Origin of the sequence: Herbaspirillum lusitanum (assembly GCF_026127345.1) — a bacterium.
Taxonomy (GTDB): domain Bacteria; phylum Pseudomonadota; class Gammaproteobacteria; order Burkholderiales; family Burkholderiaceae_D; genus Herbaspirillum; species Herbaspirillum lusitanum.
The window spans coordinates 1-21,194 of record NZ_QXFG01000010.1 but is presented as its reverse complement, the minus strand read 5'-3'; the positions used below and the strand labels follow the sequence as shown (position 1 = coordinate 21,194).

The following is a 21,194-nucleotide window of genomic DNA, read 5'->3' as shown; positions in this document are numbered from 1 at the left end:
CGAGCTGTAGAGGTGATTCAAATATGGAAGGAAAAACTATGCTGGATGAGGCCACACCACTTGGGGCAGACATTGCCTCGTACTTTAAGAAAATAAGTGACGGCCATCTATCCGGCCATCAGGGACTAGGCCTTAATCTTCTTAGTCAACATGAGGCCCTCAAATTTTCCCGAGCTCTGCGCGGTCATCCTTTTGTAGAGACAGCGGAATCTCTCGTGCTTGACGATGCCGAAACTAGTAATCATCACTTACTGATCACCAAGGGAGCGCTGGCTGGATCCATATTTTTCTTGGACCATGACGGCGACAGCCGAGTGGTGTTCGAGTCATTGCAGTCATTTCTGGCTACGGCCTATGACGCAGTATCCCGCCAGGTTTGGATTGAAGAACTTCACCCACCTGTAACACCTATTTGCCAAACTCCAAGAGAACTAGATGTATTAGTCACTAGCCTGCTCAATTCTGACTTGGAAGATCTTATGCCTGTTGAATGCAAGCGAGTTAGCAAGAAGTTTTGGCGTGGAGAAGCAGTCAAACTAGGTGATGCGTTAACTCCCAGTTGGCACTTTATTAAAAATGGTTAATTTTTAACATGCTGTGGCGGAAAAAGGAGAAATACCGCGGTGCTCCAAGCGATCGCCGCACTCCATCCCGCGAGCACATCGGACGGATAGTGCACACCCAGATAGAGCCTGGAGACACCGATCAGCAGCACGAAGAGAATGCCGAGCATCATCGCCGGATAGCGCATTTCAGTACGGCGCAAGAAAATACCGAGAGCGCATGCAAGCGCGACGGAATGCATCGCATGCCCACTGGGAAAACTGTAGGTATGTTCGGCAACGATCGATATCCAGAGATCCGGCCGGCTGCGAGCGAACAACTGTTTCGCCACAAAATTGAGAGCGCCGGTGCCGCCGATAAGAACACAAAAAAACTTTAGTTCCCACCATCTTTTTCTGAAAAGAAAGAAAGTCGCCAGCGCGATCTCGATCGGTATCAGTACCGCAGCAGATCCGGCATTAGTGATGAAGACCATGATGCGGTCCAATGCCGGTGTCGCCTGATGGTGGAGGTATAGCAGCAATGCCGGATCAAAGGAAAACGGATCTTGTTCTACAACGTCTTCCGCGAGCACGCCAAAAAGCCAGAGCGAGGCGGCCAGCACCGCAAATATGCTCTGCAGGCTGAGCGTAGTTCGTTTGACTTGCATGTCGTCGTTTCTCCGTCTTTGATGAAACGTGCAAGCATAGGCAGCGCGACTTAGTTCTTTATTAGGTTTATCAGGTAACCGCCAGTCCTTCTCGTCCGTTGCAAGAATCCCGGACTTCCTGTTGTTTGCCATAAAGCATCTTTACCGCCGCCCTAAGGATCGGCTAAGTCTGCCCAGATATCATAACGCGCGTGTTTTTGCGCATCATTAGCCGGGGAGAAATATGGGGCAGGTTCTGTTTTACCGTCTGGCGAGAAAACGTGGAAGCGCTTCTGATCGTCGGAATCTTGTACGGCTGGATCAGGCACAGCGGAGATGTCGCGCGGCGCGGCTTGCCTTATCTGATCGGTGGCGTGGGCTTCGGGCTGCTGCTGGCGATTGCCGTCGGCGCCGCGCTGATGGGTTTCGGCGAACTCATTGCCGGAGACACGCAAACCTATTTTCAAATTACGCTCGTGCTTTCCGTTGCTGCGCTGATCGTCCACATGGTGTTCTGGATGAGAAAGCATGGCCGGACATTGCGAGCCTCGCTCCTCAGCCCCCTGGAAACCAACGTGTCGACGCGCACCTGGTGGGGGGTGTTCTTCCTGACGGCGCCTGCCATCGCCCGCGAAGGCAGCGAGATGGTGGTCTTTCTCTACGGGATCGGCATGGGAATGCACGCCGACGGAACACTAGAGATGAACATTGCAGCCGCACTGGGACTGGCGCTCGGCTCCTGACCTTTTACCTTCTGCAGATGGGCGGAAAATTCTTTTCCTGACAAAGTTTCTTCCAGGTCACCGAGATTATCTTGCTGTTCCTGGGCGCCGGCTCGTTTCTCAACGGCATTGAAAGGCTCATCGATACACTGATTGAAAGCAGCGACGCCCTGGCCGGCGCCCACATTACCTCCTTTCTCACCGCGCCCGTATGGAACACCACATGGCTATTGGATGAATCGTCAAAACCAGGCAGCTTGTTGTCGTCAATGATCGGCTATCGCGGCCAACCTGCGTTAATGAGCGTCGCAGCCTATGCCGCCTACTGGATCGGCATCGTATGGGCGCTCGGGCGTGTACGCGTAACGGCGTCGCAGCCGAAAGCGCTATCCGTCGCAGGCTGACAACCGTTGTCCGCTGGCATCTTCCGGCTGATATTGCCATGCCCAGACCGCTGTCGTCGCATGACAACAAAGGGAAAGGCCTAAGTGACTGCTAAGTGAAGCCCGCTAGCCTATCGTCGAGGCGAGCTCCGGCTAACGCATTTGCCGAGGGCAGTCAGCCTCATGTACGAACGCAGGGGAACAAGATGATCAACCAATATCTTTCTGGAGAATCAACATGAACGTGAGTACAAATACAGCGGCATATGCCGCAAAGCAAACCGATTACACAGCCGCGAGTACACCTAAGGCGACCTCTGTGAACGACATTACTTCATCTACACCACCGTCAACCGGCAACCCGGTGAAAACCGACACGGTGACAATAAGCAATGCAGCCCGCGCTGCGCTGGCGGAAGCGACTGAGACTGCTGCGCAAACAACTAAAGAGGCGCAGGGGGGAGACCGTCAGGCAATGAAAATCTTGGCCAAGCAACAACATAGTCGTACCAAGCAAAGCGCCGTACCAGCTTAAGCTTGGAAAATGAACCGGTCCGCTCATGCAATACCGGGCCGGTTCATATCCACTTTATATGTTGACGCCCGTTTAAACATTCACCTTCTCAAATTGAGCTTCCTATCTCGACGCGGAACACGGTTCTGTAACGAGTTTCAAAAGGCAGTTCTCTGCAAACGCAATCTGATGCATAAGACATCGAAGTTTGCATGCTCATCGCCACGCTGATCATGGCAATGAGCCTATTTTAATAATAACGAGGAGACAAGAATGCGCCTTCTTCTGGTCGAGGATCATAAGCCTCTTGCAGATTGGCTGATGCTCACATTGCAACGCAACAACTATTCGGTCGACTGCGTCCATGATGGCGCTGATGCCGATCATTTGCTGCTCACGCAGCAATACGATCTCATTATTCTCGACATAGCGCTGCCAAAGCTCAATGGCAACGAAGTGGTCAAACGCTTGCGCGCCCGCAATAACGCGGTACCGGTACTCATGCTGACCGCGGCCAATTCCGTTCAGGGCAGAGTATTGAGCCTGGACCTGGGGGCGGACGACTATATGGGAAAGCCCTTCGAGGTCAGCGAACTGGAAGCGCGGATTCGTGCGTTGCTGCGACGATCAGGGCAGCGCCCCAATCCGGTATGGCAATGCGGATCGCTGATCTACGACAGCAATACGCGCATCTTCACCGTGGCGGAGTTGCCTTTGTCCGTCACCGGGCGCGAGCACGCGATACTGGAAATACTCATGCTCAAGGCTGGCAAGACCGTCAGCAAAAAAATGCTCGCGGAGAGTCTCTTTTCCATGGAGGACGAATCGTCTTTCGATGCCATCGAGGTCTACATCCACAGGTTGCGAAAAAAACTGAGTGACTGCGATGCCTCCATTATTACGCTGCGAGGACTTGGCTATCTGCTAAAGCACCACCATGCAATTCAATAGCTTGCGAGGGCAACTGCTTGTGTGGTTGCTGGTTCCATTGGCGGTATTTGTGGCGTTCAACAGTTGGGTTGCCTACAAGAATGCCATCGAGATGGCTACCGTGGTCCAGGATCGGATGTTGCTCGGCGCGGCGCGGATCATTGCGGAACAGATCCGCTACGACGACGATATTTTTGAAGTCAGTGTGCCGCCGTCGGCGCTCGAGCTTTTTGAATCGGCGGCGCAGGATCACGTCTACTATCGCGTCACCTCCTCCAACGGGACACTGCTGGCCGGCTCCGAGGATTTCCCGCTTCCGCGTGCGCCTGCACGCATGGACGCTGCAGTGCATTTCAGCGCACAGTTTCGCCAGCAGCCGGTGAGAATCGTCGCGTACACAAAATCTGTCATTGCCGCCCCCTCGGAAACAACCGTCATCGTCGAAGTTGCCCAGACTCTGCATGCGCATAAAATACTGTCCGACGGGGTCTGGGAACATACGATTCAACAGCAATTGCTGATCATGCTTCTGGTCGCCGGCCTCGCATGGATTGGCATGCGCCGCGGCCTGGCGCCGACCATGCGTCTGCGCGATCATGTCCAGAATCGCCAGCCCAGTTCGCTCGAACCGCTGGACGCAACTCCCGTTCCCAACGAACTTGTTCCGCTGGTGGATGCGATCAATCACTATGTGGGCCGCCTCGACGAGCACATGACTGCGCATGACCGTTTCATCGCTAACGCCTCACATCAGTTGCGCACCCCGCTGGCGGCACTCAATACGCAGGTCGACTACGGTTTGCGCAGCGAGACCATCGACGGAAAGAATGCGGCGCTACGTGCCATCAACGGCGGCGTACAGCATGGAATCAGGCTGGTCAATCAACTCCTGACACTCTCCAATGCAGGTGCCATCAGCACCAGACGGCTGCAGCACGCGCAGAAGGTCGATCTGGTGAGAGTGGTCCAGCAGGTCTTTGAAGAACTTGCCATCGTCGCTCAGGATCGTGGCATTGACCTGGGCTTCGAATGCAAGGAAGAGCAGATCTGCTTGACTGACACGGCCGGCCTGCTCGACGAACTCGTCAGCAATCTGGTGGACAATGCCTTGCGCTACACGCTGGTCGGTGGCGTCGTCACGGTTTCCGTGGAACGTCATGACGGCGCGGTACTTCTGAAGGTGGAAGACAATGGCCCCGGCATCCCTGAATCAGAACGCGAACGCGTCTTCGAACGCTTTTATCGCATCGATGCCGGCAAGCATCATGGGACCGGCCTCGGACTAGCCATTGTCCGAGAGATCGTAGCGGCTATCGGCGCGGTCATCACCCTTGGCTCACCGATTAACCATAGTGGATTGATCGTATGGGTTCGCTTTCCGGTACAGCAGGAATAGCATGCACGATGGCCAGAAATCAGTGCTATCACAACGAAGCTTTCTGTTTCCTTTCGATAGATGAAATTCCATCTTGTTGTACAAAGCAAACGTTCCATATGAAATGAAAGCAAATCGTAAGTTGGCGAATTCTATAGTCAGCCGGCCAGACAAAGCACTGTCCGGCACATTAAAAACAGACCGGAGACTATCGAATGAAAAAATCACTCTTGAGCATCGCCATGCTCGGCGCCGTCGCCTCCTATGGTAACGCCAGCGCACAATCCAGCGTCACTGTATATGGACTGATCGACGCAACCATCAGTACAACCAACAATGCCAATGCCAACGGCGCACGCCTCACAGGCATATCAACGGCCTGGTTCAGCGGCAACCGCCTCGGATTTCAGGGCAAGGAAGATCTCGGTGGCGGCACCGGAGCGATCTTCAAACTGGAAGCGGAGTATCTGGTAGCCACGGGCGCGATGGATACACCCGGCGTCTTGTTCAACCGCGATTCGTGGGTCGGTCTGCAGAACAATGAAACCTTCGGCAAAGTCACGATCGGCCGTCAGAATACCCTGGTACGCGATTTCTCCCAGACTTACGGCGATGCGTACGGCTCAAGCAAATTGGGCTACGAAGAAGGTGGCTTCACCAACAACAACAATTTCAAGCAACTGATTTTCTACTCGGGTAGTGCGACTGGCACACGCTATGACAACGGCGTGGTGTGGAAAAAGGTCTTCAACAACGGCATCGTGGTAGGTGCAGGATATCAATTTGGCGAAGTGGCAGGCGCCATGAACAGCGGCACCACCAAAGCGTTTGCATTGGGCTACAACGGCAGCAATTACGTCATTTCAGGTTTTTACAACGAAGCCAACACCAATAACAAGCTCAATTCCAGCACTGAAAAACACAAGGCCTATTCGCTGGGCGGCAGCTACATCATGGATCTCGTCCGCCTGAACGCCGGTTACTTCCATTACACTGCGGAACAAGGTGCACTGGGCACACGTACTGACAATGCATGGACAGTGTCGGCAAAGCTCACTCCCCAGGGTGTAATGGATTATGAGCTCGGCTATCAAGTCATGAAAGCCAAAAACGCTGCGATCAGTTCCGATGGCAGCAGCACGCTGAATGCCTTCTCGGACGCCACTAACTCCACCGTTACCGGCTCCGGCAAAAAAGCAACGCTGTACGCCTCGGCCTTCTATCATCTGTCCAAACGGACGGAATTGTATGTGGCAGCCGACTACATGAAACTCACGGATAACTACCGCGTTGGTTCCGCCAACGGCTTCAAGAACCAGACGGAGCTGGCAGTTGGCATGCGCACGCGCTTTTAACAGATAGCGATGGCCGCCCCGTCGCCAAAGGTGGGCGGAATAGTACTGAGGTTGCGGCGCACCGGCGCGTATCCATGATTATTGGATAATGCCGATCATGCGCCGTTTTTTTTATTTTCCAGCCGGTCACAGCGAAGACGATGCCGCTCATCGGTAATCGCGTTGGCCGCCAGGTAAATGCTGCCGGTCGCCGCCAAGCCACTGGCGCCGGCGAGAATGAACATGAGAAGAATCTGGTATTTAGCTGCGTTGACGGCGTCGACACCAGCCAGAATCTGACCGGACATGATGCCAGGTAAAGTGATGATGCCCGCCGCGGACATCTGATTGATCACAGGAATCAAGCCGCTGCGGATGGCGTTGCGCATATGGGGGGCGAGCGCTTCATAGCGCGTTGCCCCCAGTGCAAGACGTCCCTCGACCACATTGCGCGACGACGTCACGCCGCTAAAGAAGATGTCCAGTCCCAGGCTCGCGGAATTCAGCACGCTACCCAGCACAATGCCCATCAGAGGCACCGCATAGTGGGCGTCATACCAAGGCGACGGCCGAATCGCCGTCAGCAGCGCCAACAGTACTGTAGCAATCGACGTTGCACTGACCATTGCAGTGCTGATGCCATAGCTTTTCCAACCTTTGAGACGCCATTTTGGGCGGACGGCCACTTCTCGCGCCGCCGCCAAGATCATGGCCAGGATGACCAGCGACGTCGCCAGCGGTGATCTGAGTTCCAGCACGTAGCGTAACAGCAAGCCGACCAACAGCAATTGCACTACCATGCGCACCGCCGCCCACAACACCGGCTTATGCAGCTGCAGGCCGAGCCCGATCGAAATGACGGCGTTGATCATCACCAGTACGGAGGCGATCGCGAGATCGGACGCAGAAATGGGCTGCAGCATCATGATGCCTTCCTTCGCGTGATCTCCAGGCGGTGATTGCCGAGCCGTTCTGCCTGCTCAGCCGAGTGCGTCACGAGAACGAGCGCCAGACCGGCATGCAAGCTGTCGCGCAAGACTGCTTCGACGGCTGCTGTATTGACCTGGTCCAACGCGCCGGTCGGTTCGTCCAGCAACAAAACCTTCGGCCGGATCAGCAAAGAACGAATCAGCGCCAGGCGCTGGCGCTCACCGGTAGACAAGCGCGAAATTTCCGCATTTAGTATGCCGTACGGAAGATTAAGCTGTGCTAGCAGGATACAGGCCTCTTCAAGACCGCTTGGCTCAAAATGCTCACCAACAGTGGGTTCCCACCAGGCCGGCTCGGCGGATTGGTACACCACCCGGCGGCGCCATTCAGGTGCAGCCATCTCCTGGCGTCGGATGCCGTGCAGACTGATCTCGCCGGTGTTTTCATCGAGATCCGCGATCATCCTCAGCAGTTCACTCTTGCCGGCTCCCGAAGGACCGCTGACAACTAAACATTCACCGCCGTTCAGCCCGAAAGAGTATGGACCCGCGAGCGCCGAATACAGCCCCTCGACCTGAAGGACTTCAGTTGAACCCGCTCTAGGAATTCCTGTATAAGACATCATGACCTGAAGAGTGATAAGTGAATATTAAAAAGCTGGGAGTAAATATCTCACTAGATTGTCGGGTGCTCCCGTACCAGATGGTATCCGACGGGCTGCGTTGCCGTGACGATGGTCGCCGACAGGGAGATTGTCCAGAAAACTTTGCGAAGCTTAGACGCTTAGAATTAGTTAAAAATTAGGTTTTTTCGCAACAATATTTCTCTGCGGACATTGATCTGCCATTCCAAGAAGACAACCTCAGTCTCCACTAAGTCTTTTCGTCTACTTTAGCCACAGGAAGGCAGGAGTACACTTCTGTCGTGAACTTGCTTCATCTTGGGAAACATTACCTGCGAGCGACAAGTCTCGCCGACAAAGTCATAACTATTTGAAGCAAGGAGCCAGACGGATTGTGAGAGTGCTTTTGGTTGAAGATGACCGCATGATTGCTCAAGCAATCGAGCTGGCGCTGAAAGATGCGTCCTACGCCGTCGATTGCGTGTCCGACGGCCGCGCTGCCGAAGTCTCGGTCAGAGCACAACAATACGGTCTGGTGCTGCTCGACCTTGGCTTGCCACATCTTGATGGCTTCGAAGTATTGCGGAACATCCGCGACAGCGAAGTCCCCACGCCGGTCGTCATTATCACCGCTCGCGATGCGCTGGAAGATCGGATCCGAGGCCTGGACGCGGGAGCTGACGACTATGTCATCAAGCCGTTTGAAATGGGCGAATTGCTGGCGCGCATGCGCGCCGTGCTTCGCCGTAACGGTGGGAGCGGCAATCCGATATTGACGAATGGCGCCATCCACCTGATTCCTGCTACACGAGAGATCACCTTCGAAGGAAATACCTTGCGCTTGTCCTCGCGCGAATTCAGCCTCATGCAATCGTTGCTGTTGCGGCCGGGCGCGATCCTTTCGCGACAAGATCTAGAGGATAGGATTTATGGCTGGAACGAAGAAGTAGAAAGCAATGCCGTTGAATATCTGATTCACTCCATTCGTAAAAAATTGGGTAACCAGATTATCAAGAATGTCAGAGGTTTGGGATGGATGGTTTCAAAAGAAAAATAACGCAGTCCTTGCAGGCCCAGCTTTTATTCTGGGTATCGCTGGTCATTGTCGTTGCGGCACTGGGAGGTGGCTACTTTTCTTTCCAGGGAGCCTTCGCCGAAGCTTATGAATTCCAGGACGATCAGCTTCGCCAGATCGCAGGCCTGATGGAGCAGCAAAGACCTGCGCCGGGATTCGTCATTACTGAAATCACCGAGGAGACCGCCGACCCGGAATCTCAGGTGATTGTGCAAGTCATGGGAAAACATGGCTCGGAAATTTCAGTGCGCCACAATGAAAAACTGAGCCTGCCACCAAATCTGCCGGAAGGAATTCAGACGTTCCAGTCCAGCCACCACGCCTGGCGGCTTTTCATCCGCGATCTGCCTACTGGTGACCGTCTGGTCATCGGCCAGCGTACCGAGGTACGAGATGAAATTGCCCACGGCAGCGGGTTGCGTACGGTGTTGCCTTTCCTCATTCTCATGCCCGTGCTGCTGATCGTCGTCAATGTATTGATTCGCCAGATGCTCAAACCGGTCGCAAGACTTTCTAGCGAACTTGATCGTCGTAGCGAAGCCGATCTCAGCGCTATGGACGACGAAAAGGTACCGGCAGAAATCAAACCATTTACCGCATCGATCAATGCCTTGTTATTACGAGTGGAGAAATCGATGGAAATGCAAAAGCGTTTTGTCGCCGATGCCGCGCATGAGTTGCGCTCCCCGCTGACGGCACTCTCGCTGCAGGCCGAAAATCTTGCCAAGATCGAACTGCCGCCGGCCGCTTCAGAGCGTCTGGCGACGTTGCGCGGCGGCATGCAGCGCATGCGTACGTTGCTGGAGCAGTTGCTCCTCATGGCACGCGCGCAAGCAACATCGCGGCAAGTTGTCTCTACCGTAAAAATGCAGGATATGTTCAGGGAGGTGCTGGAAGATCTGATGCCGATGGCGGAAGCTAAGAAACTGGAAGTGGAAGTCAGCTCCGCCGACGACGTCTATTTTCATGGACATCATTTCGACTGCATCGTTGTCATCAAGAATCTGGTAGACAACGCGATTCGTTACACGCCGGAATACGGACGCCTGATCTTGAGCGCCCACAAAAGCGATCGTCGTCTGATCATCGATATCGAAGACAGCGGCCCGGGAATCTCTGATGACGACGTCGGACGCATTTTCGATCCGTTCTATCGCGTACTGGGAAGCGGAGAATCCGGTTCTGGACTGGGACTGGCGATTGTCAAAGCAATATTGGACCGGAGTGCTGCGAAAGCAACTGTCACGAATATAAGAAATGAAGACGGCACGAAAGGTGGTTTGCGCGTACGCGTTACATTTCCACAATAACGCCGTTCACCATGACGGCATGTGTGACAACGCACCGGCACCACTATTTTGCGTCTGATTTTCCTGAGATCACAGATAGATGCCTTTTGCGGCGGTTGTATTCCTCGCGCAATTTCTTCCATCTCCGCTTGGCATACAACAGACGCACCAACGTCACTACGCTTGCTAGCACCAAGCACAGTGCCGCGATCATGACGCCATATACCGGTGCCTTGGCAAGCAAATTCATGGCTTCCTCAGGTTACTTTAACGGTCTCTGCCTGCACTTTGTAGCCAGCATGCGAATATCGGGGCCTCGGGCGGTAACGCAAAATCACACCTACTTGCCGTTGCTGCCAAGGCGATCAAACGCCTTCAGCAGATCAGCCATCACAGTCTTGCACTCGGCCTGATTAGGTACGCCGCTGCGCAATGCTTCCAGGGCTCGATCAATGGCTTTGTCGAGCTTGTGCCAGTCTTCGGCTGCGCGTGGTTTCAAGCCGGCCTCGGCAGAATCCCATTGGGTTTCCAGATCTTTGATCCGTGTCTTTGCTGCTAGCAGATCGCCCTTGTCTACGCTGGCGGATACATCGACAGCGATGGCACGGAAAGCGCTCAAGTCACCAAGCTTCGGTGCCTGTGCCGTTTGCTGCGCGGGTGCCATCACGCTGGGAGTCGCTGTCCCGCCGGCAGCATTCTGATCTCCCGATTTTGAACAACCGGCCGTGAACGCTAGCAGGGCGATGATGGAAGCGGCGACACTAATGCGTCCGAACGGCGCTAGGAATGTGGAATGACGCATAAGAATGTCCTTTTTTAGTTAAAAAATGTCATTCGGCGGTGGACACAGCTTGATGGCCAGCCTTCCCGCGCTGTGCGATGACAACAAACAAAACAATCACCGAGAGGAACAGAATGCTGGTCCACATGGCGCCCATGCCGAACCCGCCATAGGTCTTGGATTGCGTTAGCAGATCGCCGAGGGCGGCGCCGAACGGGCGCGTCAGAATATAGGCAATCCAGAAAGTGAGAACGGCATTGCCGCCCATGCGCCAGCTCAGATAGGTTAGAGCAATCAGGGTGCCGAAGATAATCGCGCCCCAGCTGAAGCCCAGTTCAAGCGCCTCGGTCGCGAGATCGCCGGCAGCAGTACCCAGCGCAAATGTGCAGAGAATCGCCAGCCAATAAAAGGATTCGCGGCTGCGGGTAACGACGTCATGGATGGATAAGGTCCGTTCGATCATGTACCAGACGGTAAAAATTGCAGCGAGCACCACCGCAAATACAGTCGTACTCCAATACAGACTGACGCCGACACCGTCCGTCAACAGGTCGGTAATCTGCGTGCCGACTACACTGACCAGAACGACCGTCAGCCAGTAGCTCCAGGGCTCATGTCCGCGCAACCTTACCTGATTGAACAACACAAGCGCAAGAAAAACCACCATGACGGCACTGGTCAATCCCTGCCCCCAGCCGACGCCAACCGCCAGAAAATCAGCAACGGTTTCACCAACAGTGGTCGACAGAATCTTGATAATCCAGAACGACAGGGTGACTTCGGGTACTTTATTGATCAGTTCAGCGACGCGGGACGCTGGCAATTGCCTCATGATGTTTTCTCCTGCACAAATAATTGATGCGATGGAGAGTTTGCTCAAGCCGACTTAGGACAGTCATAGGTGCGGATTCGCTAACAACATGGGCATTGCTGCTATTTGTTCACTTCAAAGAAGACATCGTCTCAAAGCATCGAGAGCATTTACAGGGAGTGGGAGAAATAGTCCTGCGGAGGCTGATCTGCGACTTCCTCACCGAGACCTAAGTTTTAGCTAAGTCGGTGTCTGTAAGGTCAAATTATGGTTTTTGACTTTTCTTTAGTGTTCTGATCAGGATGGCATATGACTACGATTAAGCAATCACTGGCTAAAGTACCAGAGGTGACTTTGATATTCTGGATTATCAAAATCGCCGCAACAACATTAGGCGAGACCGGCGGTGATGCCGTATCAATGTCAATGCAATTGGGCTACCTCGTCGGCACCGGTATATTCGCGACAATCTTTCTAGCCGCTGTCACCGCCCAGATCAAGGCAAAATCATTTCGTCCATTACTCTATTGGACGACTATTGTCGCCACCACGACCGTGGGAACAACATTGGCGGACTTTGCAGACCGCTCCCTTGGCATTGGATATGCGGGCGGCTCGACCATCTTGCTAGCATTACTGCTGGCATCGCTTTTTGTCTGGCACCGTACACTCGGGTCCGTCTCGGTTGATAGCATCAATTCGCCTAAGGCAGAGGCTTTCTACTGGGTGACAATCATGTTCTCGCAAACGCTCGGGACTGCCCTCGGCGACTGGACAGCCGATACCGCCGGATTGGGCTACACAGGGGCGGCGCTCATCTTCGGCTCACTGTTACTTCTCATTCTGCTGGCATATTTTTTAACCAATCTATCGCGCACCGTACTCTTCTGGGGAGCTTTTATCCTCACGCGTCCCCTTGGTGCTGCGGTTGGAGATTTTCTCGACAAGCCACATGGCCAAGGAGGTTTAGAATTGAGCCGCTATACGGCGTCTGGAGCATTGCTAGCTTTCATGCTGCTCTCCCTATTTCTCTTCAGGCAGAAGGCCGCAGAGGCGCCACACTGAGCCTCGTTATTTAATTGTTAAAAATAGACAAAGGCTTGCCGATTCGAAGTTCGCCTGACATGAATAATCGGAGCTTCTGAAGAAGCTCCAGCGCGAGATGCGATTAAAAATTTAACCGACTGGTATGCAAATCATCTTGTTTCGAGCCTGCAACAGGCAATAGGTCCTACTGACTGATACGTTACAGTAGAACCGCTATCGGCCAGAAGCAGGCGCCATCATACTTGTGACCTCTTTCGTTTCAGACAGCTCGACTTGTCTCAACGATTTTTCTACATATTTACAAGATGTAGCGCCTGAACTTTCCATGACATTATTTCAAGGGAGGGCTAGAATTGCTCCCATGAATTGCGATCATCGCCTTGAGCTACAGAAAGAACAGGCTTCTTGACAGATGTTGTCGTTTTCAATTTAGGTGGCATCGGTGAGATATCACGGATTCTGTTATTTTCCGACAATCCTTGGACTTGAACGCCTGCCTTTTTTGGATCAAGCTTAAAGATGCCGACCACGTCGGACAGTTTGCTTGCTTGTTCCTGCATGGATTGTGCCGCAGCAGCAGCTTCTTCGACCAACGCCGCGTTTTGCTGAGTCGCCTCGTCCATCTGCGTAATGGCAAGGTTGATTTGCTCAATACCGTCACTTTGCTCCTGGCTGGCAGAGGTGATCTCCCCGACGATGTCCGTTACACGTTTGACGCTATTGACCACCTCATCCATCGTCGAGCCTGCCTGCGCCACAAGCTTGCTACCGGTGTCAACTTGGGTGACAGAACTGTCAATCAACGATTTGATCTCTTTGGCTGCGGTAGCCGAGCGTTGTGCAAGATTACGTACTTCCGTTGCAACCACCGCAAAACCGCGACCCTGCTCACCGGCACGCGCGGCTTCCACGGCAGCATTTAAGGCAAGGATGTTCGTCTGGAAAGCGATGCTATCAATCACGCTGATGATGTCTACGATTTTTTTGGATGAGGCGTTGATTGACCCCATGGTTTCAACTACTTGGCTGACTACATTACCACCAGCGATCGCAACCTCGGAAGCAGAGACTGCCAATTGATTCGCTTGACGTGCGTTGTCTGCATTCTGTTTAACAGTAGAGGTGAGTTCTTCCATTGCCGATGCGGTTTCTTCCAGCGAACTTGCTTGTTGTTCGGTGCGAGAGGACAAGTCCAAATTGCCGCTGGCAATTTGACCTGAGGCCGTAGCAATCGTATCGGTACCTGCACGTACCTGGCCGACTATCTCTGCGAGACGATTGCGCATGACTCTAATGGATGCGATGAGACTGGTTTGATCACCCTGACGAATGGTGATTGAACGCGCCAGGTTGCCACTTGCGATGTCGCTGGCAATTGACATTGCATAGTCAGGCTCACCACCGAGTTGACGAATGATGCTCCGGGTAATTAGTAGCGCCGCGATTAAACTTAATCCAAAAGCTGCTGTGCTAACGATGATCAACAACACGCAGGCATGACGGTAGGTTTCCTGACTCTCAGCGACGGTATCGTTCATCAACGTACGCTGATAGTCAGAGAGCTGTTTCAGCGCCCCAAACATCGCTGATTGTTTGTTGCGCATGGCGCCGAAAATCAGTTTTTTAGCGTCGTCGACATTTCCCTTTGCAAGCAACGTGAGCAGATTCTCCTGTTCAACATAATATTCCGAGCTCGACTGTTTCAGCGCCACCATCAATCCCTTGCCTTTTTCGCTGGTGATGACATCACTAAGCTTTTGCAATGTCGCAGTGTTTTCCTCCCGCGCCTTCTTTACTCGAGCCAGCTCTTGCGATGTGATGGTCTCGTCGGTGGACAAGACAACGTTTCTCACCGCGCGAGCGATCAGATTGACGTTGTTGGATATGGAGTCGACCAACACGGTTTTGGCGTATCTGTCGCTGACCAAGAAATTGACATTGTCGTTTAGAGCGGACAAGCGAGTGTAGCTAAAAAGACCAATTCCGAGGAGGAAGACCAAAATCAGTCCGAAACCAAGATAAAGCCGGCTGGAAACTTTCATACTGGATAGATTCATGACATTACTCCCTTAGAAACTACATGTTGCAACATGGATGGCTCGCCTCAACGAATATTGCATAAAAAACAATAAACTCAAAGATATACGTCAATCGCGTCTTGGAAATACAACGAGATTCCGGCAGGAAATAGCGGCAATAATTCTTGGTAGGATGCGCAGACTATATAGGGAGGTCATGCGCTTTCCTATCAGGGAATTCCTTGCTGTTGGTCGGCGGCGCAATGTACGGTCGAGATAAACTTTAGACTACGAAATACCAACCGAACGATGCTAGCAATCTGTTGCACTCACCAGGTGAATCCGTGGCCAAGACCGGTCACAATTTAAATTTCTGAAATTTATTTGGAAACACCATATACGGGTCTTCTTAGGCGATGAACGTACGACGCCAGAGGGCTGAATTCGGCCATTTTGGCCGGACGAGGTAATTGACCTCCTTGTTGCTGGCGGTGTTGCCGAACTAAGCCTGAATCATGATCTTGGCAATGGTGAGCGGGTACCAGTTACGATGTCATTGTATGGGTCGAGGAGGCTGTCGTGACACAGGCTTCCCTGCTGCCCAAGATTGCGGTGCATTTTTCCAATACATCTGCACGCGAGAAAATGCTTGAGGGATTCCCTCTATTGAGAGTCCTCAACCGGCCAGAAGCCTCCACCTGACTCAACCGCTATACTGTTCTCAAAGTAAAGCCAAAGGGAGAATGGGATGCAAAATGCTGAATGGGATAAAGCGCGAGCGGAAATTACAGGTATGAAAGCCGTGCGTTATTCGCTTTGTGCAGTCCAGCCTCCTGAGCAGGCGCGCCTTTTTCACATACTCCTACAGCGACAGCTTGGTTCCATCGAGGAACATCTCGTTCCTTCGGCCGACGCACGCGAATTTTTGGAGCGGGCTGCCGCAGTGATTCGAGATTTCATCCTGGTGGCTAAGAAACACTAACTTCGAGGGACGCACCATGGCTGGCGAGCAATTTAAATACAAGGAAATGCAAGTCAGCATCCAACTTATGCAACCGCTGACGGGTGATGGCTGGCTCTGGCAGACGAATATTGCAGGCAATCGCTTGGAGTCGCCCCGACGTGCGCCGATAAAGCACCGCCAAGATGCGCTTCAGTATGCAACCATGGAGGCGAAGGAGGCGATTGACCGGATGGGATAAGCGTACTTACGCATTACAGCCTGCTTCCGCTTGCGGCCAGAAACGGATGTTGAAAATCTGCATTAATCCCTAAAATAGGTGCAAAGCTTCTGGAGGATATGTGAATCAGATACTCGAGGTTGAAGAAGACGAAATGGAAAATAACCATGACAAATTTAACTACTACGTCGGGTGCATCTTCGCAATCTTGCAAGGAACTTTCCCGCGACGAACACAGATAGATACAGTTGAGATGTTGGGGGCGGAACGATGCGAAGAGACGATCGATGATCATGGGCGCTACACAGGGAAGTACCGCCGTGACGGTGAGATAGTCGATTTGAGAGAAGAATTGGACTTCATCTATGAGACAGCTCACTGGCTTTTTCAAACTGGCTATCTGATAGGGAGTGTGAGTGTCACTCAAATCGGAAGAAATATCTTTGTGACGCTCAGTCCGATGGCGCTAGAAGTATTAAAGATTGTTCCTGATTCTATCGACGCCACACCAGCGGCTGAGTCGTTTGGAACAAAAATCTCGAAGGCGGTGAAAGCCGCCGCCACAAAGCAAGTCGGGGATGTCACAAGTCAAGCCTTATCGTACGCCGTCAAAGCAGGGTGGAATGCCATAACGAATTAATCACGGCAATCTCTTTTGAGGCTTATTGTAGAAGGCCGCAATCGGCCAGGAGCTGACCTCAACACGCACATTCACGCTAGTTATGCGTGCCCACAGCATTTAGTGCGATCTCGATGGCTCGCCTACAGGTCGACCGCATCTCGTCCAATTCCTCACTGTTATCAAATGACTCGTAAAAGGGGCCTTTAAATGAGAACAGGTGCCGGCTTAGATCCCTGAGCACGTCCGCCATATCGGTCTCGCCCGCGTTCCGGATTCTGGTCGCCGCCCACTTCGCGCTATCGCACTCTGCCGTGTCGATGCTGCGGATGCGGATCGCGTCGAGTGACACCAATACATCGACAATACGTTGTTTATCCATCCGGGATTCCTTTCCATGTCTCACGTTGCGAGCCGCCAGGATAGCGTAGCGCAGGTGCAGTTTAAGCATGCTTGCAAGCATAAGGACATATATCCGACGCCGGCCGCGCACTATGCAATAAGGTCTCAGGTTCACAATACCGGCTCTGCGGCTTTACCGAGCTCCGCCATTGCCTGCCGGGCCGTGCCAAGTTTTTCAGTGCCCATCCGCCGGGCAAGTTCAGTCTTCGCCGATTTCCATACCTGGAATGCCTCGGCCATGAGGCGACGCCCCGATCTGGTCAGTGCCAACCGCTTTCCTGCACGGCCGCGTCCGCCTTCGGCACTGACCAGATCGCGACTCTCCAGGTTTTTGACATTCCGGCTCAAGGTGGTCGGATCGACGCCAGCTCTATTTGCAAGATCGACCAGCGTGACGTCTTCGGTGGCCCCGATGCCGACCAGGAGGCTGAACTGCTCGGCCGTGAGCCCGAGCGGCTTGAATCGAGCGTTGTAATACCGGGTAAGTGCACGTGCCGTTGCCCGAGCCTGAAAGCCCGGGCACTCGGCTTCCACGTCCTGCAACGACTCAGGATCAAAACCGCTCATGCCGTCTCCTTGACAATCTGATGTCCTAATAATACTGTATATGCATTATTAATGGGAGGCGGCGATGCCAGCATATGTACACGTCAATCTACGCGTAATCGACCCTGCCAAGCAGGCGGCCCTGGCCCCGCGCTTCCAGGCAGCGCTAAAAGATGCAGGCGGGAAGATTCTTCATTTCGGGCTCGTTGCGCATACTCTGGAAGGAGATGAGGATCCACTGCCGCTGGCGGGCGTATTTGAATTCCCGACGCTCAGCCAGGCGCTGGCCTTCTATCACTCCGAAAGATATGCACCAATCAAGGCGGAACGCCAAGAAGCCCAGCAGGCACGGATGTTTGTTGTCGAGGCAGGGTGAGACATCCCGGGAGGTCTGCAATCGGCCAACAGCGGACTTTGCATTGGAATTGTCTGCGGTGGCTATGGCGACGACGCGCTTTTGCATGTTTGTTATCACACGAACATTTCAGTCGATGACTAAATCAAAAAAATCGGTGCTTCCTACATTAACTAAATATAAATGGAAGAAATTAGGCGCGGAGTCGCTGAAAAATGTCCTGAGATTACATCGCGACGCGATTCTCTTATTTCGAGCGAAGTCCTTTGCCTCTGCATACCAACTTTCAGTTCTATCCCTTGAGGAGTTTGCAAAAGCAAAGATGATTGAGCACTACTTTTATAGCTCAATAACCAATGAGGGCTTCGCGCCAGCAGAGTGCGAGCAAGATTGGTTACAGCTCCTTTATCTTCATGGGAAAAAACAGTATTTGTTCGCGGCGAGAGACGAATATGACTACTCAGCGTCCTTTATTGCTTTCCTCAAAGATGGCCATCTTGAGCGGAGGAAGCAGAAAGCGGTCTATGTTGGACTCGACAGGGACCGCAAAACAATTGATGTTAAGGGACGTATATCAACCCCAAAATCAATTAGCGAGAAGGAGGCAAAACGAATGATTTCCCTCGTCAATGCCGAGCTGACGTTTGCGTACAATTGCTTGAAATATTACGAATGTTATTACGGTATCGAAGCAATGGACGATGTATTGCTGTCGCAGGAAGCAGCCGTAATCTTCGATTGGCCATTTAAGACGCGAACTAGATTATTCCGGCGTACGCCAGCTTTACTCAAGCCGGGAAAATAATACTTTTCGCCTTCAAGGAGAAATTCAAAGGTCCGTTTTCGGCCAGGAGCACACGCACGCGCTATCGGAATTGCGCCGACAAGACGTTTTTATACCTCAATGCCCATTAATCTAGTACAAGCATTTCTGGTCCTATTATCCCCGATGCTAACTACATAAATTGCCCCAATCGATGCCACCCCAATCTCAAAATCCTCGCGGTATTTTGCCGACCTATGTAACGAGTCAAGAAATCGTCCTCTGCAAAGTATCTCCGATTGTCCAAAACACTTATGAAATTAGGCTTGCCCTATTTTTTGCTATCGAGGGAAAGAAAACGTTCAAGCTCGTCACGCCACCTAATACCGACATCGAAAACGAACTTCTCCAAAGTATTGTCAAATTCGGAGGGAAGGTTGAGTATCATGACTGCAAGTCTTTCAGCGTGAGCGTCAGCCATTTCGACCAGAATGGCCTAGAGAAAGATAGCTGGGTTTTGGGTGACGAGATAGCATGGGCTTCATTGCTTAGTTCCTGCAGCTCAGCGTGGATTAAGGCTGAACTAAAGCCTGGGGCCAAATTTGGGGGAGAGTCATTGCTACGTTTTGAGCAAGAAATCTCGCTAGAGCATATTCAACATAAAAATATTGATAACGAAGATTTGAAACTCGCTCTACAACGGATTATTCGCGAATGCAAAACACATGGCGGATACGTATTAATTCAATGATTGTCGTAAGCGGACTTGACGGTAGCCGACGTCCGCAATCGGCCAAAAAAAGCCGTTAGTAAAATTTGTGAGGATACAGAAGATGGATTTTGATGGGGCGACACTAGTAGTCATTGCGTTAGCAAAAGAATTTATAGCGGCAATGCAACGAATTAATCCTGTGTGGGAGAAGGCTTATTGGCGGTTTGTGTGCAAGGATGATCACTACGGGTCAAATGCCTCCTACAGTACTCCGACGGAAATTACGTTAATTTCCGCTATCAAAGAGAAGCAGTTATTTGAAAATCTAAATAACTTGGGACGGCAGCTGTGGAATTCCGAGAATGACCCTGACCGAAGATTCTGCGTCTGTCTTTTGGCTGTAAGTTCTACCTTCGACTACGAAATAAAATTTGAACAGAATGATGAAAACAGATGGCGTATTACGAAGCTTGACGGCAAAAGCGGATTGCCTGATGCCCTTTAAGTAGTGCAGTGGTAACGTCCGCAATCGGCCAGGAGCAGCCGCTCGACACGAATGTCTAAAGCGCTGATAATTTTCCTGTCATTCATCAGGAGGCTGGTGGCAACTCAATTTCCTAGGAGCGCCCTGGCGCAACAACATAGATTGACCGGACAATGAAGAGCCTCCCTCAAAATTTCATGCTCCTCCTTCGTGAAGCGCTAACCGCCTCCTGGGATAAACAAACCGCTTATTTAGAAGTGACGCAAATGGGAAATCCGGCCCTAGGTCAGTGCTATCCAACGTCACGGACGGTGCAGCACTACTATCCCGAAACCGAAATCATCAAAGGAAAGGTGTGGACCGGGAAAACGCTAGATATCCACTTCTGGAATGGGCTTCGTATCGGCGCCGACTGGTATCACATTGACTTGACCTGGCAGCAGTTCCCGGCCAGTTCAATCATTCAGGAATTCGTAGTCATCAAAAATCACGAATTGAATGACAGTGAAGCGACGATGCAACGCTGTGAGTTGCTGTTAAAGAGGGTTGATAGCTATTTAAAGGCTCGCTTCGAGGCTGCGTGAGAAATCCTCGCCAGGAACAGACATTCTGGATACCCAGATTTTCAAACGAGTGTGAAAATTTTCTCCAAGACGAAATATGATTTGAAGGGATGTTGCTTGGATATCTCAAGAACAATAATCATCGGAAACTCTGGCTCTGGAAAGAGCTGGTTGGCGGAGCGCTTGGCGAAAAACAATGGCGGTGCCTGCATAGATTTAGACTCCGTTAATTGGCTGGAAAGCGGATATAACCGAGCCAGAGAACGAAGCGAAGCAATTGAGCTAACTAAAGCCGCCGCCTCGCAAGAGCGATGGGTCATTGAGGGAATCTATGGATGGCTAGTTGATGAAGTGATGTCACGTGCTACGGCGCTTATATGGCTGAGCTTAAGCGAGGAGGAATGTCTGACCAATATCAAGTCCCGCGGTCGACGTGGGAATGCCAGCGAACAGTCATTCGCCGACTTGCTTGAGTGGGCGGACACTTATCGTATTCGGACAGGCTCAAGTGCCTTCAACGCTCATCAGCGTATTTTTGATGGTTTT

The 21,194-nt window shown here is 52.3% G+C and carries 26 protein-coding genes and 1 pseudogene; 18 read left to right on the top strand and 9 right to left on the bottom strand.

Translation table 11 applies throughout. The features are described 5' to 3' along the window. The first annotated feature begins 38 nt into the window (after positions 1-38). Complete coding sequence (locus tag DXT88_RS14840) at positions 39-584, top strand: hypothetical protein (protein ID WP_157137905.1); 546 nt, start codon at positions 39-41, stop codon at positions 582-584. On the opposite strand, the gene DXT88_RS14835 is transcribed toward DXT88_RS14840, so the two are convergent. Next, entirely contained in the window at positions 581-1,345 is a 765-nt protein-coding gene (locus tag DXT88_RS14835) for a phosphatase PAP2 family protein (protein ID WP_265214582.1), read from the bottom strand. The genes DXT88_RS14840 and DXT88_RS14835 overlap by 4 nt on opposite strands. Positions 1,346-1,434: 89 nt before the next feature. Here DXT88_RS14835 and DXT88_RS14830 point away from each other — a divergent pair. The 5 genes and pseudogenes from DXT88_RS14830 to DXT88_RS14810 all read left to right on the top strand — a co-directional run bounded on the left by DXT88_RS14830 (position 1,435) and on the right by DXT88_RS14810 (position 6,471). After that, positions 1,435-2,318: pseudogene (locus tag DXT88_RS14830) on the top strand (FTR1 family iron permease). Between the two features lie 217 nt (positions 2,319-2,535). Continuing rightward, a complete protein-coding gene (locus DXT88_RS14825) occupies positions 2,536-2,832 on the top strand; it encodes a hypothetical protein (RefSeq protein ID WP_265214581.1) in 297 nt (98 codons plus the stop codon). Positions 2,833-3,084: 252 nt separating this feature from the next. Continuing rightward, positions 3,085-3,762 carry a response regulator gene (locus DXT88_RS14820; RefSeq protein ID WP_016835250.1) on the top strand — a complete coding sequence of 226 codons (678 nt, stop codon included), beginning with the start codon at positions 3,085-3,087 and terminating at the stop codon, positions 3,760-3,762. Continuing rightward, the gene (locus DXT88_RS14815; RefSeq protein ID WP_040503634.1) at positions 3,749-5,137 is read left to right on the top strand and encodes a sensor histidine kinase; all 1,389 of its coding nucleotides are present in this window, start codon (positions 3,749-3,751) and stop codon (positions 5,135-5,137) included. Before DXT88_RS14820 ends, DXT88_RS14815 begins: the two co-directional genes overlap by 14 nt. 194 nt (positions 5,138-5,331) lie before the next feature. Further along, a complete protein-coding gene (locus tag DXT88_RS14810) occupies positions 5,332-6,471 on the top strand; it encodes a porin (RefSeq protein WP_265214579.1) in 1,140 nt (379 codons plus the stop codon). Positions 6,472-6,566: 95 nt separating this feature from the next. Here the strand turns inward: DXT88_RS14810 and DXT88_RS14805 are convergent, their stop codons facing one another. Together DXT88_RS14805 and DXT88_RS14800 are read right to left on the bottom strand one after the other, a co-directional pair. Next, positions 6,567-7,376: an ABC transporter permease gene (locus DXT88_RS14805; protein WP_265214578.1), complete on the bottom strand. Its 810-nt coding sequence runs from the start codon at positions 7,374-7,376 to the stop codon at positions 6,567-6,569. Next, a complete protein-coding gene (locus DXT88_RS14800; protein WP_016835246.1) occupies positions 7,373-8,005 on the bottom strand; it encodes an ABC transporter ATP-binding protein in 633 nt (210 codons plus the stop codon). The genes DXT88_RS14805 and DXT88_RS14800 overlap by 4 nt, the downstream gene beginning before the upstream one ends. 391 nt (positions 8,006-8,396) lie before the next feature. On the opposite strand from DXT88_RS14800, the gene DXT88_RS14795 reads away from it, so the two are divergent. Beyond that, positions 8,397-9,059, top strand: a complete 663-nt coding sequence (locus DXT88_RS14795) for a response regulator (RefSeq protein ID WP_265214577.1) — start codon at positions 8,397-8,399, stop codon at positions 9,057-9,059. Further along, entirely contained in the window at positions 9,035-10,387 is a 1,353-nt protein-coding gene (locus DXT88_RS14790; RefSeq protein ID WP_265214575.1) for an ATP-binding protein, read from the top strand. Before DXT88_RS14795 ends, DXT88_RS14790 begins: the two co-directional genes overlap by 25 nt. Before the next feature lie 43 nt (positions 10,388-10,430). Here the strand turns inward: DXT88_RS14790 and DXT88_RS14785 are convergent, their stop codons facing one another. From DXT88_RS14785 to DXT88_RS14775, 3 genes are all read right to left on the bottom strand, one after another. After that, positions 10,431-10,616, bottom strand: a complete 186-nt coding sequence (locus DXT88_RS14785) for a hypothetical protein (protein ID WP_265214573.1) — start codon at positions 10,614-10,616, stop codon at positions 10,431-10,433. 90 nt (positions 10,617-10,706) lie between these two features. Continuing rightward, entirely contained in the window at positions 10,707-11,168 is a 462-nt protein-coding gene (locus DXT88_RS14780) for a hypothetical protein (RefSeq protein ID WP_265214571.1), read from the bottom strand. Positions 11,169-11,196: 28 nt separating this feature from the next. After that, on the bottom strand, positions 11,197-11,979 hold the full coding sequence (locus DXT88_RS14775) for a COG4705 family protein (protein WP_265215225.1): 783 nt from the start codon (positions 11,977-11,979) through the stop codon (positions 11,197-11,199). A gap of 288 nt (positions 11,980-12,267) precedes the next feature. Here DXT88_RS14775 and DXT88_RS14770 point away from each other — a divergent pair, with 288 nt between their 5' ends. After that, entirely contained in the window at positions 12,268-13,023 is a 756-nt protein-coding gene (locus DXT88_RS14770) for a COG4705 family protein (RefSeq protein ID WP_265214570.1), read from the top strand. Positions 13,024-13,352: 329 nt separating this feature from the next. Here DXT88_RS14770 and DXT88_RS23415 read toward each other — a convergent pair whose 3' ends face one another. Further along, complete coding sequence (locus DXT88_RS23415) at positions 13,353-15,062, bottom strand: methyl-accepting chemotaxis protein (protein WP_321161116.1); 1,710 nt, start codon at positions 15,060-15,062, stop codon at positions 13,353-13,355. Between the two features lie 709 nt (positions 15,063-15,771). Between DXT88_RS23415 and DXT88_RS14755 the strand changes: the two genes are divergently transcribed. From DXT88_RS14755 to DXT88_RS14745, 3 genes are all read left to right on the top strand, one after another. Then, complete coding sequence (locus tag DXT88_RS14755) at positions 15,772-16,005, top strand: hypothetical protein (protein ID WP_265214569.1); 234 nt, start codon at positions 15,772-15,774, stop codon at positions 16,003-16,005. Positions 16,006-16,021: 16 nt separating this feature from the next. Further along, positions 16,022-16,225, top strand: coding sequence for a hypothetical protein (locus DXT88_RS14750; protein ID WP_265214567.1), 204 nt, complete (start codon positions 16,022-16,024; stop codon positions 16,223-16,225). A 100-nt stretch (positions 16,226-16,325) separates the two neighbouring features. Further along, positions 16,326-16,844: a hypothetical protein gene (locus DXT88_RS14745; RefSeq protein WP_265214565.1), complete on the top strand. Its 519-nt coding sequence runs from the start codon at positions 16,326-16,328 to the stop codon at positions 16,842-16,844. Between the two features lie 76 nt (positions 16,845-16,920). Here DXT88_RS14745 and DXT88_RS14740 read toward each other — a convergent pair whose 3' ends face one another. Together DXT88_RS14740 and DXT88_RS14735 are read right to left on the bottom strand one after the other, a co-directional pair. Beyond that, on the bottom strand, positions 16,921-17,205 hold the full coding sequence (locus tag DXT88_RS14740) for a hypothetical protein (RefSeq protein WP_265214563.1): 285 nt from the start codon (positions 17,203-17,205) through the stop codon (positions 16,921-16,923). 131 nt (positions 17,206-17,336) lie between these two features. Then, positions 17,337-17,792, bottom strand: a complete 456-nt coding sequence (locus tag DXT88_RS14735; protein ID WP_265214561.1) for a MarR family winged helix-turn-helix transcriptional regulator — start codon at positions 17,790-17,792, stop codon at positions 17,337-17,339. 64 nt (positions 17,793-17,856) lie between these two features. On the opposite strand from DXT88_RS14735, the gene DXT88_RS14730 reads away from it, so the two are divergent. The 6 genes from DXT88_RS14730 to DXT88_RS14705 all read left to right on the top strand — a co-directional run. Beyond that, on the top strand, positions 17,857-18,147 hold the full coding sequence (locus DXT88_RS14730; RefSeq protein ID WP_265214559.1) for a DUF1330 domain-containing protein: 291 nt from the start codon (positions 17,857-17,859) through the stop codon (positions 18,145-18,147). Positions 18,148-18,262: 115 nt separating this feature from the next. After that, positions 18,263-18,931, top strand: coding sequence for an AbiV family abortive infection protein (locus DXT88_RS14725; RefSeq protein WP_265214558.1), 669 nt, complete (start codon positions 18,263-18,265; stop codon positions 18,929-18,931). 172 nt (positions 18,932-19,103) lie between these two features. Beyond that, positions 19,104-19,640 carry a hypothetical protein gene (locus DXT88_RS14720; RefSeq protein WP_265214557.1) on the top strand — a complete coding sequence of 179 codons (537 nt, stop codon included), beginning with the start codon at positions 19,104-19,106 and terminating at the stop codon, positions 19,638-19,640. Between the two features lie 82 nt (positions 19,641-19,722). Then, on the top strand, positions 19,723-20,106 hold the full coding sequence (locus DXT88_RS14715) for a hypothetical protein (protein ID WP_265214555.1): 384 nt from the start codon (positions 19,723-19,725) through the stop codon (positions 20,104-20,106). Between the two features lie 152 nt (positions 20,107-20,258). Continuing rightward, complete coding sequence (locus DXT88_RS14710; RefSeq protein ID WP_265212152.1) at positions 20,259-20,669, top strand: YunG family protein; 411 nt, start codon at positions 20,259-20,261, stop codon at positions 20,667-20,669. A 51-nt stretch (positions 20,670-20,720) separates the two neighbouring features. Next, positions 20,721-21,194 (top strand): AAA family ATPase (locus DXT88_RS14705; protein ID WP_265214553.1); only part of this gene is annotated, 474 nt, incomplete at its 3' end.

Coding starts and splice junctions, on each gene's coding strand:
- DXT88_RS14840 (WP_157137905.1), top strand. CDS start 39: ATGCTGGATGAGGCCACACCACTTGGGGCAGACATTGCCTCGTACTTT.
- DXT88_RS14835 (WP_265214582.1), bottom strand. CDS start 1,345: ATGGCAAACAACAGGAAGTCCGGGATTCTTGCAACGGACGAGAAGGAC.
- DXT88_RS14825 (WP_265214581.1), top strand. CDS start 2,536: ATGAACGTGAGTACAAATACAGCGGCATATGCCGCAAAGCAAACCGAT.
- DXT88_RS14820 (WP_016835250.1), top strand. CDS start 3,085: ATGCGCCTTCTTCTGGTCGAGGATCATAAGCCTCTTGCAGATTGGCTG.
- DXT88_RS14815 (WP_040503634.1), top strand. CDS start 3,749: ATGCAATTCAATAGCTTGCGAGGGCAACTGCTTGTGTGGTTGCTGGTT.
- DXT88_RS14810 (WP_265214579.1), top strand. CDS start 5,332: ATGAAAAAATCACTCTTGAGCATCGCCATGCTCGGCGCCGTCGCCTCC.
- DXT88_RS14805 (WP_265214578.1), bottom strand. CDS start 7,376: ATGATGCTGCAGCCCATTTCTGCGTCCGATCTCGCGATCGCCTCCGTA.
- DXT88_RS14800 (WP_016835246.1), bottom strand. CDS start 8,005: ATGATGTCTTATACAGGAATTCCTAGAGCGGGTTCAACTGAAGTCCTT.
- DXT88_RS14790 (WP_265214575.1), top strand. CDS start 9,035: ATGGATGGTTTCAAAAGAAAAATAACGCAGTCCTTGCAGGCCCAGCTT.
- DXT88_RS14785 (WP_265214573.1), bottom strand. CDS start 10,616: ATGAATTTGCTTGCCAAGGCACCGGTATATGGCGTCATGATCGCGGCA.
- DXT88_RS14780 (WP_265214571.1), bottom strand. CDS start 11,168: ATGCGTCATTCCACATTCCTAGCGCCGTTCGGACGCATTAGTGTCGCC.
- DXT88_RS14775 (WP_265215225.1), bottom strand. CDS start 11,979: ATGAGGCAATTGCCAGCGTCCCGCGTCGCTGAACTGATCAATAAAGTA.
- DXT88_RS14770 (WP_265214570.1), top strand. CDS start 12,268: ATGACTACGATTAAGCAATCACTGGCTAAAGTACCAGAGGTGACTTTG.
- DXT88_RS23415 (WP_321161116.1), bottom strand. CDS start 15,062: ATGAATCTATCCAGTATGAAAGTTTCCAGCCGGCTTTATCTTGGTTTC.
- DXT88_RS14755 (WP_265214569.1), top strand. CDS start 15,772: ATGCAAAATGCTGAATGGGATAAAGCGCGAGCGGAAATTACAGGTATG.
- DXT88_RS14750 (WP_265214567.1), top strand. CDS start 16,022: ATGGCTGGCGAGCAATTTAAATACAAGGAAATGCAAGTCAGCATCCAA.
- DXT88_RS14740 (WP_265214563.1), bottom strand. CDS start 17,205: ATGGATAAACAACGTATTGTCGATGTATTGGTGTCACTCGACGCGATC.
- DXT88_RS14735 (WP_265214561.1), bottom strand. CDS start 17,792: ATGAGCGGTTTTGATCCTGAGTCGTTGCAGGACGTGGAAGCCGAGTGC.
- DXT88_RS14730 (WP_265214559.1), top strand. CDS start 17,857: ATGCCAGCATATGTACACGTCAATCTACGCGTAATCGACCCTGCCAAG.
- DXT88_RS14725 (WP_265214558.1), top strand. CDS start 18,263: ATGACTAAATCAAAAAAATCGGTGCTTCCTACATTAACTAAATATAAA.
- DXT88_RS14720 (WP_265214557.1), top strand. CDS start 19,104: ATGCCACCCCAATCTCAAAATCCTCGCGGTATTTTGCCGACCTATGTA.
- DXT88_RS14715 (WP_265214555.1), top strand. CDS start 19,723: ATGGATTTTGATGGGGCGACACTAGTAGTCATTGCGTTAGCAAAAGAA.
- DXT88_RS14710 (WP_265212152.1), top strand. CDS start 20,259: ATGAAGAGCCTCCCTCAAAATTTCATGCTCCTCCTTCGTGAAGCGCTA.